The 13,541-nt window shown below is 56.2% G+C and carries 17 protein-coding genes and 1 pseudogene; 8 read left to right on the top strand and 10 right to left on the bottom strand.

The annotated features are described in order from the left end of the window. The first annotated feature begins 85 nt into the window (after positions 1-85). The 4 genes and pseudogenes from BLO49_RS12325 to BLO49_RS18735 form a co-directional block, all read left to right on the top strand. On the top strand, positions 86-652 hold the full coding sequence (locus tag BLO49_RS12325; protein WP_090648948.1) for a hypothetical protein: 567 nt from the start codon (positions 86-88) through the stop codon (positions 650-652). Positions 653-660: 8 nt separating this feature from the next. After that, positions 661-1,254, top strand: coding sequence for a hypothetical protein (locus tag BLO49_RS12320; RefSeq protein ID WP_139159683.1), 594 nt, complete (start codon positions 661-663; stop codon positions 1,252-1,254). Next, positions 1,251-1,568 carry a curli-like amyloid fiber formation chaperone CsgH gene (gene csgH / locus BLO49_RS18425; RefSeq protein WP_170828324.1) on the top strand — a complete coding sequence of 106 codons (318 nt, stop codon included), beginning with the start codon at positions 1,251-1,253 and terminating at the stop codon, positions 1,566-1,568. Before BLO49_RS12320 ends, csgH begins: the two co-directional genes overlap by 4 nt. Positions 1,569-1,698: 130 nt before the next feature. Beyond that, positions 1,699-1,959 (top strand): annotated as a pseudogene (locus BLO49_RS18735) (hypothetical protein); the annotation flags it as partial. A gap of 314 nt (positions 1,960-2,273) precedes the next feature. Here the strand turns inward: BLO49_RS18735 and BLO49_RS12310 are convergent. From BLO49_RS12310 to BLO49_RS12290, 5 genes are all read right to left on the bottom strand, one after another. After that, positions 2,274-2,738 (bottom strand): nuclear transport factor 2 family protein, encoded by a 465-nt coding sequence (locus BLO49_RS12310; protein WP_090648943.1) that lies wholly within the window; start codon positions 2,736-2,738, stop codon positions 2,274-2,276. Further along, positions 2,735-3,352 carry a pyridoxamine 5'-phosphate oxidase family protein gene (locus tag BLO49_RS12305; RefSeq protein ID WP_090648941.1) on the bottom strand — a complete coding sequence of 206 codons (618 nt, stop codon included), beginning with the start codon at positions 3,350-3,352 and terminating at the stop codon, positions 2,735-2,737. The genes BLO49_RS12310 and BLO49_RS12305 overlap by 4 nt, the downstream gene beginning before the upstream one ends. Beyond that, complete coding sequence (locus BLO49_RS12300) at positions 3,352-3,747, bottom strand: nuclear transport factor 2 family protein (protein WP_090648938.1); 396 nt, start codon at positions 3,745-3,747, stop codon at positions 3,352-3,354. The genes BLO49_RS12305 and BLO49_RS12300 overlap by 1 nt, the downstream gene beginning before the upstream one ends. Positions 3,748-3,831: 84 nt before the next feature. Then, on the bottom strand, positions 3,832-4,692 hold the full coding sequence (locus BLO49_RS12295) for an alpha/beta fold hydrolase (protein ID WP_090648935.1): 861 nt from the start codon (positions 4,690-4,692) through the stop codon (positions 3,832-3,834). 85 nt (positions 4,693-4,777) lie between these two features. Further along, positions 4,778-5,332, bottom strand: a complete 555-nt coding sequence (locus BLO49_RS12290; RefSeq protein ID WP_090648933.1) for a carboxymuconolactone decarboxylase family protein — start codon at positions 5,330-5,332, stop codon at positions 4,778-4,780. A gap of 114 nt (positions 5,333-5,446) precedes the next feature. On the opposite strand from BLO49_RS12290, the gene BLO49_RS12285 reads away from it, so the two are divergent. Next, positions 5,447-6,373: a LysR family transcriptional regulator gene (locus BLO49_RS12285; protein WP_090648930.1), complete on the top strand. Its 927-nt coding sequence runs from the start codon at positions 5,447-5,449 to the stop codon at positions 6,371-6,373. A gap of 31 nt (positions 6,374-6,404) precedes the next feature. Here the strand turns inward: BLO49_RS12285 and BLO49_RS12280 are convergent, their stop codons facing one another. Further along, positions 6,405-6,809 carry a response regulator gene (locus BLO49_RS12280; RefSeq protein ID WP_090648928.1) on the bottom strand — a complete coding sequence of 135 codons (405 nt, stop codon included), beginning with the start codon at positions 6,807-6,809 and terminating at the stop codon, positions 6,405-6,407. A 94-nt stretch (positions 6,810-6,903) separates the two neighbouring features. Continuing rightward, positions 6,904-8,085 carry a sensor histidine kinase gene (locus BLO49_RS12275; RefSeq protein ID WP_090649057.1) on the bottom strand — a complete coding sequence of 394 codons (1,182 nt, stop codon included), beginning with the start codon at positions 8,083-8,085 and terminating at the stop codon, positions 6,904-6,906. A 355-nt stretch (positions 8,086-8,440) separates the two neighbouring features. On the opposite strand from BLO49_RS12275, the gene BLO49_RS12270 reads away from it, so the two are divergent. Then, positions 8,441-8,650, top strand: coding sequence for a cold-shock protein (locus BLO49_RS12270; RefSeq protein WP_090648925.1), 210 nt, complete (start codon positions 8,441-8,443; stop codon positions 8,648-8,650). 226 nt (positions 8,651-8,876) lie between these two features. Here BLO49_RS12270 and BLO49_RS12265 read toward each other — a convergent pair whose 3' ends face one another. From BLO49_RS12265 to BLO49_RS12260, 3 genes are all read right to left on the bottom strand, one after another. Further along, positions 8,877-9,131 carry a GlsB/YeaQ/YmgE family stress response membrane protein gene (locus BLO49_RS12265; protein ID WP_090648922.1) on the bottom strand — a complete coding sequence of 85 codons (255 nt, stop codon included), beginning with the start codon at positions 9,129-9,131 and terminating at the stop codon, positions 8,877-8,879. Between the two features lie 197 nt (positions 9,132-9,328). Beyond that, the gene (locus BLO49_RS18200; RefSeq protein ID WP_139159682.1) at positions 9,329-9,517 is read right to left on the bottom strand and encodes a hypothetical protein; all 189 of its coding nucleotides are present in this window, start codon (positions 9,515-9,517) and stop codon (positions 9,329-9,331) included. Between the two features lie 216 nt (positions 9,518-9,733). Next, positions 9,734-9,991, bottom strand: coding sequence for a DUF2171 domain-containing protein (locus BLO49_RS12260; protein WP_090648919.1), 258 nt, complete (start codon positions 9,989-9,991; stop codon positions 9,734-9,736). Positions 9,992-10,372: 381 nt separating this feature from the next. Here BLO49_RS12260 and BLO49_RS12255 point away from each other — a divergent pair, with 381 nt between their 5' ends. Further along, the gene (locus BLO49_RS12255; protein WP_090648917.1) at positions 10,373-11,152 is read left to right on the top strand and encodes an EAL domain-containing protein; all 780 of its coding nucleotides are present in this window, start codon (positions 10,373-10,375) and stop codon (positions 11,150-11,152) included. 72 nt (positions 11,153-11,224) lie between these two features. Next, positions 11,225-13,486 (top strand): putative bifunctional diguanylate cyclase/phosphodiesterase, encoded by a 2,262-nt coding sequence (locus BLO49_RS12250; protein ID WP_090648914.1) that lies wholly within the window; start codon positions 11,225-11,227, stop codon positions 13,484-13,486. The last annotated feature ends 55 nt before the right edge of the window (positions 13,487-13,541 follow it).

Here is a 13,541-nt window from a genome sequence, read left to right as displayed (position 1 = left end):
GGATTGGTTTTCGTCCGAAATTCTCTGACACAGCGGAGAATTTTACCGCTGACCAATCCCATGCTACTTTCACTAAGGGAGATTTATGATGCGATATCGCCTAGCCTCCACTCTATTTCTGCTCGCGTGCCTGACGACGCCGGCTTTTGCCGGCGACAGCGCGTATGTGGCTCAGATTGGTGATGTCGTTCGCGCTTCCGGCGGCGGTAGCCGGGCCGGACTTTCGCAGGTGGGCGACCATAATAGCAGCACTATTGAACAAGGCACTCCAGGCCAGACGGGATTTGCCAGCCAGTTTGGCGACAATAATCAGGCAGGGATATTTCAGGGTGGCGGCGATACCGGCAATTTAGCTGTCCTGCTTCAGGCAGGTGACAATAACTCTGCCACAATGGATCAACGGGCGTATGCGACCGGTAATACTGCTATTGTCAGCCAAACCGGTCGTGACAATGAGATCAGCCTTACACAGGATGGTGACCGAAACAGCGCCCTGCTCACACAAATTGGCAACAACAATGCCATCAGTGCGAGCCAGACCGGCGATAATAACAATCTGGTTTACACACAGATTGGCAACAATCTCGCATCGGGCACGGTCAATATGACTGGTAATACGAGCATTACATATACCCAGATTGGCCTTAAATGAACGCTCTGATGGCCGTATTACTTTTGGCGACTGTTCACGGCACAGACGCAGCGGTTGATCAAATCGGTACGCCGGCGCATAGCGCGGTAACGACCGCACCACAGGTCGGAACACCTGTGCGAACCGTGCCGCCGGCCACCGTGGCACCCAAAACCAGCGCCGCCAGCCAGCTATCGAATAACCGGCCGTCTGCGGCCGCGCCCCCTTCGGGCTCAACACGCAAACAGGGACGCGATACCCATACTGATGCCCTGCAAGGCACGGATAATTGTGATCCGCAAAACGGCCAGGCTGACGAGGCGTGCAAGCGGGTGATTGAAACCCGTTCCGACGAATTTTCGCCGCCGCCGAGCGAACCGCTCTCCGCCGAACAGAGCCTAATGGTTAGCCAGCAAAAAACGGACAGCGGCCGAGATGTCACCGCGGCCACGCGGCGGCTGGCAAACGGGGACATTGACGACAGTAATGCGGGGCTGGCTGTCTCGGTTATGGGAACGACGACCTCGTCGACCGACGACTCGACTGCGAAAGTGGAAAGCAATTCAACAACGGACGCAATTGTCTCGGCCGTCGTCAACCTGGTGCAGGGAGCTACCAAATGATGTTCGATGCGGCCGCCGTTACAGCCCATTTGGAAATTGTTGAGGCCGAGAGGGGCTTCGCAGTCAATGCTTTTGTCAGGCCGGGGACCCGGCTTTCCCTGCACTGGCGCCTGAGTCTGCTGTCAAAAAACCCGGGTGGCACAAGCAATGTGACTCAGGGTGGACGGGTGGAAGTAGGGTCTTCCGAGCCAGTGGGGACGGTGACCGTGTCAGCGAACAGTCAAGGCAGTGCGACCCTGATCGTGCTGAATGGCGACCAGGAGGTGGCGCGCGATGAGCTCAATTTCGGTGCCGAGACCAAGATTTCGCGGTAAACCAACCGAATGGTGGCTTATTAGGGCGTCGTCAGCAGCCTTTCACCTACAAGAAACATCACTGATTCATGCGACCGGGCAGGCGATGCCGCTCATTGTCATACATCATGGCTGAACACAGTCCGCCGACGATTTCGCCGCCGGTACGCGGATCAACCTCCCGCTGGAATACGGCTTTCTGGTCGCACATCCGGAACAGTCGGCAGCCGCGAATGCTTCGAAATACTTGAACTGGTTGAATACGGCCGATCAGAAACGTGACGTGGGCGGCCAGGTCACAGCCCGGTTTGTGAACGAGCGCCTCGCCAGTTCAACATCTTCTGGGATGGTTTCCGGCGTGCGCTACCTGCAGATCATTTATGCAGACTCATCCGATACTCTCCGCGTCTAGAAATGGGTGATCCACGGCGGGGCCCACACGTGGTGGGGCGGCAGTTCTTCCGGCAGTTATTGAGCGCCGCAAGATCCCGAAGCCGCGAAATGGTGCGGTTCTTCTTGTAGTCTGACCGTCAGGCGACGCCTCGTGCAACACACCCATGGTGGCGTGCGGGATCATCAAATGGTCGTGGCGTCGTTTCGTGCTGTCATAGGATAGGAAGGCATCGACCACCTAGGGATGGGCCTCCGGCGCCGCCCAGAATTCTTCGATCTTCGCCCATTTCGGGCCAAGTCCTTAACTGACATGTTTTGACAACGCGCCGCGCGTCAGAAACCGAGAGCGCTGAGACCGGGGTGTTCGTCGGGACGACGGCCCAGAGGCCAACGGAGCCTGCAATCGGCCTCAGTGATCGGGTGTTCGTTGATGCTAGCGAAGCGCTGTTCCATCAGGCCGTCGGCATCGAACTGCCAGTTCTCGTTGCCGTAAGCGCGAAACCACTGACCGCTGTCGTCATGATATTCATAGGCGAAACGCACGGCGATGCGGTTGCCGGCGAAGGTCCAGAGTTCCTTGATGAGTCTATAATCGAGTTCACGCGCCCATTTGCGCGTGAGGAACGCCTCGATTTCTGTGCGGCCGCGCGGGAATTCGGCACGGTTGCGCCAGCGGCTGTCGGGTGTGTAGGCCAGGGCGACCCGCGCCGGATCGCGGCTGTTCCACGCGTCCTCGGCCGCACGAACCTTCTGGATGGCACTTTCCTCAGTGAATGGCGGAAGTGGTGGGCGCGTCATGACTTGTCTCCTTTTGAGGCTCGCAAGGCGGCGAGCTCAGCCTTCAGCCTGGCTATTTCAGCGTCACGCTCGGCAAGTGCGGCGGCGACCATATCGCCGTCTATTTTCTGCGGGATATGCTGGGGGCAGTTGATGTCCCAAGCGATGATTTCGAATAGGATCGCGGCTTCCGGCCGCGCTCCATAGCCCTCCGGCATCAGCCGTTCGATCAGTTCTTCGTCGTCAGTCACCACGCGCGCGCTGCCCCAGATCTTGATGCGGCGCCGGCGGGCATAGTCCATCAGGAACAGAAAGGCTTGCGGATTTTCGGCAAGGTTGCCGGCTGTGATGTATTGGCGGTTGCCGGAATAGTCGGCAAAACCGATCGTCTGGTCGTCGAGTATCCGGATGAAGCCCCGCGGGCCGCCGCGATGCTGTGAATAGGGTTGGCCGGTCGCGCTGGCTGTCGTCAGATAAGCCGAATTTGTCTCGGCCAGTGCAGCCTTCAGACGATTGTCGATCCGTGCCCGAAAGCCCCCGTCCATCTCGACTTTCCGGTAAAGGTCCCGGGAACCGCGCCATGATTGGATGGCCTTGACCGAAGGGCTGAAGGCGATGTCGGTGTTGGAAGCCATTACAACCGACCCTCCCCCCGCGCCGGATCGATAGCCAGCGAGTCTATATACTGACGGAAGGTGGCGATCTTGCCGTCACGAACCGTCCAGACGTGGGCATAGCGGGCGTTCGAGGTCTTTCCGGTTACGCTGTGGACACCGGTGAAGTCACCAAGAGAAACGACCGTCTCTCCCTCGGTGATGAACTCGGTTGGGACGAGCGCGAAACTCGCCCATTCCGCCATCAGCGGCTTGAACAGGCCTTCGGCAACCTTGTCCGGGCCACGCCCAATGACCTTGTAGTGCCACATCGTGGTCCACTCGATGTCCGGCGCCATCAGGCCGAGAGCGCCTGCTGCATTGCCGACGGAAAGCTTGTTGTAAAAGTCGCGAACGATGTCAGGTACATGTGCCATGGCTGATCTTCAGAAATTCAGATGGACGGTCACGGTTCCTGGCTGCCAGGTCCTGGCGCAGACCGGTGCGCCCGGACAGGTGGCTCAGCCGATATGCTTGCCGAGGAATTCGCGCATCGCAGCGCCGATCTCGGCAGCGTGGGTTTCGAGGGCAAAGTGTCCACTCTCGACAAAGCGAACGTCCGCCGCCGGCACATCGCGCCTGAACGCCTCGGCGCCCGCCGGTATGAAGAACGGGTCATTCTTGCCCCAGATCGCCAGCACTGGCGGCTGATGCGCACGCAGGTAGGCCTGGATAGTGTCGTAAAGCGCAACATTGGTCTGGTAATCGAGCATCAGATCGAGCTGGATTTCGTCGTTGCCGGGTCGCGACAGATAAAAATCATCAAGGTTGCGGCCGTCGGGCGAGACTATTGTCGGATCATCGACCCCGTGGGTATATTGGAAGAGGGTCGTCTCGGGCGCCAGGAAGCAACGTAGCGCGTCGCGGTTGGCTTTAGTCGGCTCGTTCCAATAGGCCATCACCGGCGCGAAGGCGTCAGATACCCCTTCGACATAGGTGTTGCCGTTCTGGGTGACGATCGCCGTGATCCGCTCGGGGTGCTTGACCGCCAGCCGGAAGCCCACGGGAGCGCCGTAGTCGAACACATAGATGGCGAATCTCGTCAGGCCGAGGACCTCAATAAAGCGGTCGACGACGTTCGTGATGTTCTCGAACGTATAGCCGAACTGGTCGCGGGCAGGCTGTTCCGTCATGCCGAAGCCGGGCAAGTCCGGTGCGACGACGTGATAGTGCTGGGAGAGTTCGGGGATCAGGTCACGGAACATGTGGCTGGCGCTTGGGAAGCCGTGCAGCAGCAGTACTGTGGGGCGGTCTACGTCGCCGGCCTCGCGGTAGAACAGCTTGAGGCCATCGACATCGACGGTGTTGAAACGAATGGTCATAGGAAGTCTCCTAGATTTGAAGGTATGGGTAAGGGTTTGCCGACGCGGCAGCGCCGGCATCTTGGTACCTTGGTTGGAGAAAGGATTAAGCTGCGGCGCCTGCACGAACCGTCACGATCGGGAAGTCGATTTCGGTCTTCAGCGCTTCATTGACGTAGTTGGTGAAGGTATTGAGCGCGACATGAGCGATGATTTCGACGATCTCGGCGTCGGCGTATCCGGTGTCCTTGAGCGCTGCGATATCGGCATCGCTCGTCTGCCCGCGTTCTCGGGCCAGCTTAACAGCGAAGCGCACGGCGGCATCCGCCTTGACATCGTTGGAGGCGCCATTGAGGTTGGCGGTAATTTCCGCATCGTCCAGCTTGGCGAGGTTGCGTGCGATGTAAGTATGGGCCGAAAGGCAGTAGCCGCAATCATTCACCTCTGCGATCGCCAGCGCAATTCGCTCACGGGTCTGCGCAGCCAGCGCGCCTTGGCCAAGCGCGCCGGAGAGGCCTAGATAGCCTTCCAGTGCCGCCGGGCTGTTGGCGACGATGCGAAAGAGGTTGGGAACGGAGCCGAGTTGCTTCCGAACCGCCGCAAGCAGGGGCTGGGATTTTTCCGGGGTCTGTTCGATGGCGGGAGTGGGAATGCGTGACATGTGCTTGTCTCCTTGACAGGTTGAGTTGTTGTGGCGTCATAGAATTAGACCCCTCCGCATTTCGCAGTCAGATGCTAAGTACGAAAGTCTCACTTCCATAAAACGAGAGGGAGTATGGACAGGTTCGAGGCTATGCGCACGCTGGTCGCGGCAGTGGATGGCGGAAGCTTGTCGGCAGCATCCCGATCCCTTAACGTACCCCTTCCAACCGTTAGCCGCCGCGTTTCCGATCTTGAGGCCTTTCTCGGTTCGCAACTCGTCGTTCGCACAAGCCGCAAACTCCTGCTTACCGAGGCTGGTACGGCCTATATCGCTTCAGCTCGGAGGGTGCTTGAGGAATTATCCGAAGCGGAGCGCGCTGCGTCCGGGGAGTACCGTGCACCGCGTGGCGAATTGCTCGTCACGGCGCCCATCGCGTTCGGTACACTCAATGTCGCGCCGATCGTCCACGATTTTCTCGCCGCCTATCCCGACGTGACAGTGCGCCTCGTTCTGTCCGACAGTGTCATTGATCTCGTAGAAAGCCATGTCGACGTCGCGGTCAGAATCGGTCGCCTGCCGGATAGTGCTCTGGTCGCACGCAGGGTCGGCGAGATCCGATGGGTTATCTGCGGTAGCCCGGATTATTTTGAACGTCGGGGCAGGCCTGAGACACCTGATGCGCTTGCCGAACATGACTGCATCGCGTTCGAAGGCCTGCAGCGGTACCGGGAATGGCCATTCGTCGAAGGAAATACCCTGCGGCAAGTTACGATTAATCCTCGCTTTTCGGTCAGCACCGCGGAAGGCGTCGTCGCCGGTGCGATCGCGGGCGTGGGAATTGCCCGGGTGCTGTCCTACCAGGCGGCAGCCAGCATCAGGGCGGGTTTACTGTTGCCGATATTGGCGGATTGGACGCCTCCGGCGTTGCCGGTGCACCTCGTCCACGCTCCGCACCAGCAGCAGCCGTTGAAATTGCGGGCTTTCCTCGATTTCGTTGCACCGAGACTGCAAAAGCGCGTTCTAAGTATATCGCAAGACATTGCGAGTGCCGCCGGGTAAGCCTTTGGTTCTCTCGCAAGTGCTCATATGCCTAATGGCGTCTCTGCTCATCGGACCCGATGAGTACTAAGAGGGAATCGAGATTTATGGGTTTGGTGATATGGCGATCGAAGCCGGCTTCCCGGGTTTGCTTGCGCATTAGAGCATCGCCCCAGGCCGTCTGGGCGTAGACGACAGTGCCACTTAGCAAGGGATCGGCGCGAATGCGGCGGCAGACTTCAAGACCGTCCATTACGGGCATACCGATATCCAGCAGGATGACTTGCGGCAGAAAGTCGTCGGCGATGGATAGGGCTTCAGGTCCGTCAAAACAGGTCATGACGTCGTAGCCTTGCGTCTCCATCGCCCAGGTTAAACTCATAGCCGCGGGGCGATTGTCGTCCACCACGAGAATCTTGGTCCGGGGGGCGCTGATTATGTTCGGGGAAGGGGGCATCTGGATATCCTAGACTGGCTATTTCAATCGGTGGCTTGTGCTGGACCGGAACCGCCAGGAGGACTGATCAACATGGATCAGGGATACCGGATAATTAGTAAGGATACCGTTGGGGACCGTCGATTGCCTGACGACAGGTCGAAATTACCGATACCTGACGTGGCAGGACTGTCGTAAAGACCGTTGCCGTGTCATCGGAAGTGACGGATATGGTTCCGCCATGCGCGATTATAATCTGTTTGGTAATGTAAAGGCCGAGACCCAGGTTCTGGGTATCGGCGTTGTGTTCGCCGGTTTCGCCGACCTGAACGCGGGTCAGAGCGTCAAAAATCCGGGCGGCGGCCTCTTTGGGGATGGGCGTGCCCGAATTGTGTACGGACATTTCCACCCGATCAGGCAGTCCTGCAATTCTGACCGTTATGGGCGAGTCTGTGAAGCCGTACTGAACAGCATTGCTCAACAGGTTTGAGAGAACCTGTCCCAGTCTCGGCGCGTCCCACTCTCCGGCCAGATTACGCTGGATATCAATGGCGAACTGTCGGTGAGGGTGCATCGACCTCATCTCATCGACGATCTTCTGCCCCATCGAGCCGACGTCCATTAACGTCCGTATGATTGGGAGCCCGGTTCCCAGTCGCGAGCGCATCAGATCGAGCAGGTTGCTGACAATTTCATTTGCACGCTCGGTGCTCTCGCGGATCTGGTTCAGCATCATCTTCTCGCGTTCGCCAGAGGGTCCCATTCTCAGCATGACCTGTGCCGACATGGAAATCGCGCCGAGTGGATTGCGTATGTCGTGACCGAGAATACCCAAAAAGAGATTGCGCGCCGCATCAAGCTTTACCGTGTAGCCGCGAATAGACTCGGTCAGACTCTGATCGATGGCCTCGTGAAAGCGTGTGAGGTCGGCAATATCGGTATCTGAACGGGCTGTCTGCTGCGTCAGCCACAGTTTTACGATGCTTGCGCGTAAGGCCCGATATTCAGAGACCATTTGATCCATGTCATATCCGTCGTCGTGGCGAGAGGACGCGTGGACCTCAGCGGCGGTGGTTTTAAGACTGTGCGGCTTTTCCCCACGCGATTTTTTGACCTGTTCTGCCCTGGACTGTGAAGAGTCCATGTCGTCGGCGATAAAAGCAAGGATGGCCATGATATGATCGCGTAACCTGAACGGAGTCAGTGGACCGTTGTCAGTGGTAATGGTGCGCCCGAAGGCTTCCCAATCCTTGATAATCCGATCGGTGTTTTCTCTTATAAAAACCGACAAACGCATACTTTCTTCCCTCCGTCGCATTCTCCGGCGTCAGGGCCTGCGGGGCACGCATTGCCTTTTTGGTTTTTAAGAAATACCGGTACGCGTCGAAGGTGGAATGAAAATAGTGCCCCCTTTATTATTTTTATGATACTTTAATTTCAGCGTTTGTTCGATATTATAATTTTGAAAATAATTTATTTGATAGTTGACCTTCAAGAAAAATGTAGTATATATGTGCCTTCGACGTAGATTGTCTGCCGTTTTCTTTTGTGCTTAACAAGCGCACCTAGCGAATCCCCATTCAAAATTTGTTCGAGAGGTGCCCATGCATTCGCATGGGTACGTATAATACTGTCATTGAAAAGGGTTCATTATGAGCGCAGGTACAGTTAAGTGGTTTAATTCCACAAAGGGTTTTGGTTTCATCGAACCGTCAAATGGCGGCCAGGATGTCTTTGTTCATATCAGCGCGGTTGAACGCGCAGGCATGAATGGCCTCAACGAGGGTCAGCAAATCACCTATGAGCTGCAACGCGACGCGAAGTCCGGCAAGATGTCGGCCGAGCAACTCGAAGCGGCATAAGTCTTTCGCGTCAATCAGCGCAATTTATTTTAAAGGCCGAACCCTTGGGTTCGGCCTTTTTGATTCCGGGCGATCCTGCACCTCAGGATTTTATGGCTGAGGCCGGGCAAAACAAGGCGCGGTCTCCGCCAAAGGCGGGCGCGGATCCCTGCGATAAAAGCTGATCGGATTCGATCATGCGAAAGCACGTTTCACTCCGCCCCATCCTTCACCAGGCGCCGCCGGATCAGGCCCGCCGGATCAGTCTCACGAGTAAGAGAAGCACAATGGCCCCGCCGGTCGCCGTAATGATCGTGGCAACAACACCGCCGCCGATATGTATGCCCAAAACGCCGGCCAACCAGCCACCGATGACGGCGCCAACAATACCCACGATGATATCGCCGATAAGGCCGAAACCGCCGCCCTTGACAATGGCGCCCGCAATCCAACCGGCGATCGCGCCAATTACAAGCCAAATAATAAGTGTTTCAAGGCTCATGAAAATTTCCTGATTGAGGAGCCGGGCCCCTGCGTCGGGATCGAGGCGCCATTTGCACTGTTGGTTTGACCGCTCGCTAAGTCGGGCTTGCCTGTGTTTAATCGGAACGGCTTGCATTCTACAGGAATGGCCAACGGACGTGAACGTGAACCATGGCACGCGACGTCTTGCTGTCTTGTAGGGCTATCCGCCCTAATTCATGGTCGCGGCGCGTCCATCCCGTCGATATGCGCGTTCTGAATGCCTACCGAAACGCGGTGGGCGTCGGTATCGGCATTGATAAACACCATGGCGATACCCGCTATAACGATCAGGGCGAGAACAAGTCCGGTGTAGAGACCGAAAGGATGTGGGGTTTTAGCGATAGCGATTGGGGTATGTGTCATTCGCTAAACTAGCATTTATTTTATAAGGATTTGGCACGTAACGCCAAGCCAATGCGCCACCCGTCTCACCATGTCGCAGGCACGCGGCCGGACAGCCCCACCTTGAGTCCCTGTCTGAGGACCTTGGCATCTGTTCGTGGCCCGATACCCGTCGAGACAGGTCTGTCTTTCTGGTCTTGATAAGTACCGACGTAATCGCGTTGTAGAAATGAGGGATCAGATGTTTTTGCCGTCTTCCTCTTCTTCGAGCGCCACGGCGACGTCAGCGTTGGCGGAAAGCCGCACCCTGTCCCCGTCGATGCCCGCAACCAGGCCCAAATCGATATAATGGTGATGCCCCTTATGCGTATTGCTTTCCGGGTCCAGCTTGGTGAGTTTGATGCGGCCACCGTCGACGTGGTCCACCGTACCGACGTGAACACCATCGGCGCCAATGATTTCAGCGTGTTCTTTAATATCTGCAACTTCTGCCATGATCGTCTCCTTTTGATTGGCCGACCACGCAGGGCATGCGGCCATACCTGTAATGGAGGCTCAGGCCATAAAATAGCAATGTGAGGCCGTCGCACAACGTGGCGTAAAAGGAGCGGAATGCCTTTCATCCTGAGTTATGGCTAAAACCCGGTTAGCAAAAGCGCGCCTTATATCGTTTCAACCGGTTCGAGGTCACTCGCTTGGCCTAGATTGTGACCCTAGAGATGTCCCGATTGTTCAAGTCTTTGGGGCATCATTAGCGAGACGGATGTGGGGGGGGATCCTCAAAGGTTGACCATTATATCTTTAAATTGAAGGCTGTTCGCTGAATTTTTACCGGTCTGACGTACCCTTTCAGTTCAAAAGTAAGGGAGGTCTGGTATGAGTGGTCAGAAGTGCATCGGCTGCCAGGATGGCGCCGGCTTTGAAATGCCTATCACGATGGCTTTTCAGCCAATCTTGAACGTCGCTGATGGCACCGTGTTCGCGCAGGAAGCGCTGGTGCGCGGAATTAATGGCGAGGGGGCCGGCCACATTCTGGGACAGGTATCTGATCAAAATCGTTACGCTTTTGACCAGACCTGCCGCGTCAAAGCGATCGAACTGGCTGCGGGATTGAAGTTTGCCGATGACGGCACAAGCCTGTCGATCAACTTTCTCCCCAATGCCGTTTATGAGCCGCGGGCCTGTATCCGCCTGACCCTGGCGACGGCGATGAAATATGATTTCCCGTTAAAACGGATCATTTTCGAATTCACCGAAACCGAAAAGCTGGATACCGACCATCTGCTGAATATCCTGCGCTCATATCGTGCAATGGGGTTCCAGACAGCCATCGATGATTTCGGCTCAGGCTATGCGGGCCTGGGCTTGCTGTCGAAATTTCAGCCGGATCTCGTCAAGATCGATATGGAACTTATCCGCGACATCGATACGGACCGTGTAAAGCGCACTATCCTTAGCAATACATTAGCGATGCTGAAAGACCTGGATATCCGGGTGATATGTGAAGGTATTGAGACGGCGGGGGAATTTGATGTTCTGCGCGATATGGGCGTCGAACTCATGCAGGGCTACCTGCTCGGCAAGCCATCTGTCGCCGCCCTTACAAATCCTGTCTGGCCGACGTCGAAGCAGCCGGAAAACAGGGCCTGCGCCTGATCCCTCAGACGGCCTGCCGGTTCGGTTGGTCTAAAGGCCTTCCTTCAATTGTAATAGTAAGCGTGGTGTATAATGGCGTCCAGTTTCTACCCCGTCAGAGAAAATGAGGCGCAAAGAGTTGACGCTTTGTGCGACCTTAAAATACTTGATACCCAGCCAGAACCTGAATTCGAGGCGGTTGCGCGTTTGGCGCAGTCCATGTTCAATGTCCCGATCGCTTTGGTGTGCCTGCTCGACAAGGATCGTCAATGGTTCAAGGCGAGATGCGGCCTGGACGTAACAGAGACCGTTCGCAGTGAAGCGTTTTGCAATTATCCGGTCGCACTGAACGTCCCTTTCGTCGTTAACGACACCTGGCTTGACGACCGGTTTATTGCTAACGAACTGGTGACCGGATCGCCGCATATACGATTTTATGCGGGCGTGCCTGTGAGTTTGCAACAGGGCCTGCCTCTTGGGACGATTTGCGTGATTGATCGCGAGCCCAGGCGTTTTTCGGACGACGACATACGTAAACTTGAAGACCTGGCCCTGGTCGTCCGGTCGCTGTACGAGCAGCGCGAGAAGGCCAACCAGATCGTCGCTTTGATGGAAACCCAAGCGCAGCAAACAGTCCTGATAAAGCAGCAGATGCTTGAAATTTCCAGGCAAAATCGTGTTTTCGAACAGGCATCAAAGCTCGCCAAGATCGGGGCCTGGGAAATTAACCCGGTCACGGGCGATCTCGTCTGGACGAAAGGCATGTATGATATCCATGGGATGTCAAACACGGTGCCCGTCGATCCCGAAGACATTTATAATCTCTATCCGCCGGCGGTTAGAAAAAAGCTTCAAAAGGAAATAGAAAAATCTAACGCCAATCTGACGGGCTATACATTTGAAGGTCCGGTTATCTTGGCAGATGGGCAGCGCCGCTGGATGCGGGTCTCCTGTGAGGTCGAGGTCGAGGATGGGGTCATTGTTCGCCGCTACGGCATGAAGCAGGATATAACGGAGCAGCGCGAGCTTTGGGATCAGACCCAGTTCTTGGCGACGCGAGATTCCCTGACTGGTCTGTCAAACCGCTATGTCCTTCGCACCAGCCTGGACGAAGCCGTCCTCAGTCCGGGCGGTGCGGGTTTAAGGGCTCTGTTTATGATCGATCTCGACGGTTTCAAACACGTCAATGACTCGTTTGGCCATCAGGCGGGGGATCATATTCTCAAAACCATGGGACGCCGACTTCGCCGGTGCTGCCGGAAATCAGATATTGTCGCCCGCTTAGGCGGGGATGAATTTGCCATACTCATGTCGAATGTGACGGACCATGCCGAATTTGAGGCCATCGCCCGCAGGCTGGTTTCTGAGTTCCGCAAGCCGGTTACGTGGCGGAGCCAGTCTTTTCAGTTAAGTGCTTCTGTCGGGCTTCGGATCTGGAATGGAAGCGAGGCGGCCGATGCCGATGACGTTTTGTCGGAAGCCGACCTAGCCCTTTATGCGGCGAAAGACTCCGGAAAGAACACGTATCATGTCTACACGCCAAAGATGAAATCGGTCGCGAAACGTCGCATCGAAACGGTTATCGGCGTAGCAACCGCGTTAAATAAAGATAAGCTGGAACTGTTTTACCAGCCGAAGGTGGCGTTGAGCACGGGCGCACATGTGGGGTTTGAAGCCTTGCTCAGGCTACGCAAGGCTGACGGCAGCGTGACAGCGCCGGGGGAATTCGAGGCTGCCTTAAACGATCCGGAATTGTCCCGTCGCATAGGTACATTTGTTATCGACGAAGCGATACGGCAGGCGGCGGAATGGCGCGCCAACTCACTGGCGTTTGGTCATATAGCCGTGAATCTGAGTGGGAGCGAATTCCAGAATGACGCTTTCGTTCATGAAACCGTTCGAAAGCTTCAGACCGCCGGCCTGCCGCCGCAAAGCCTGGAAATCGAGATTACCGAACGCGTCTTTCTAAATGAGGATTCAGACAAAGTCCTTTCGGCTTTAAAGGCGCTGAAAGCGGCGGGTGTGCGTATCGCACTCGATGACTTCGGGACTGGCTTCGCATCGCTGAGCCACCTGAGAACCTTCCCGGTCGACGTCATCAAGATAGACAGAACCTTTGTGAACGGTTGTCTACGTCGTCCTGATGACAACGCGATCGTTCAGGCCATTCTGCTACTCGCGCGGGTTATGGAACTCGACGTGGTTGCAGAGGGTATCGAGCAGGAAGATGAACTGACTGCTCTGAAGTCCTATGGTTGTGGCTACGGTCAGGGGTATCTGTTCAGCCATCCATTGCCGCAGACGGAGGCGCAACTCTGGTTGAGGGCGCTGACAACACAAAGGGACGTTGCTTAAGCGGCGGTGGCCAGACGTGTTTTTTTGGCTCATCTCATTGAATTTTCTAATGTTT

The organism is Asticcacaulis taihuensis (assembly GCF_900100255.1).
Classification (GTDB): Bacteria; Pseudomonadota; Alphaproteobacteria; order Caulobacterales; family Caulobacteraceae; genus Asticcacaulis; species Asticcacaulis taihuensis.
The sequence above is the reverse complement of the archived record's forward strand: the minus strand, read 5'-3'. Positions and strand labels throughout refer to the sequence as shown.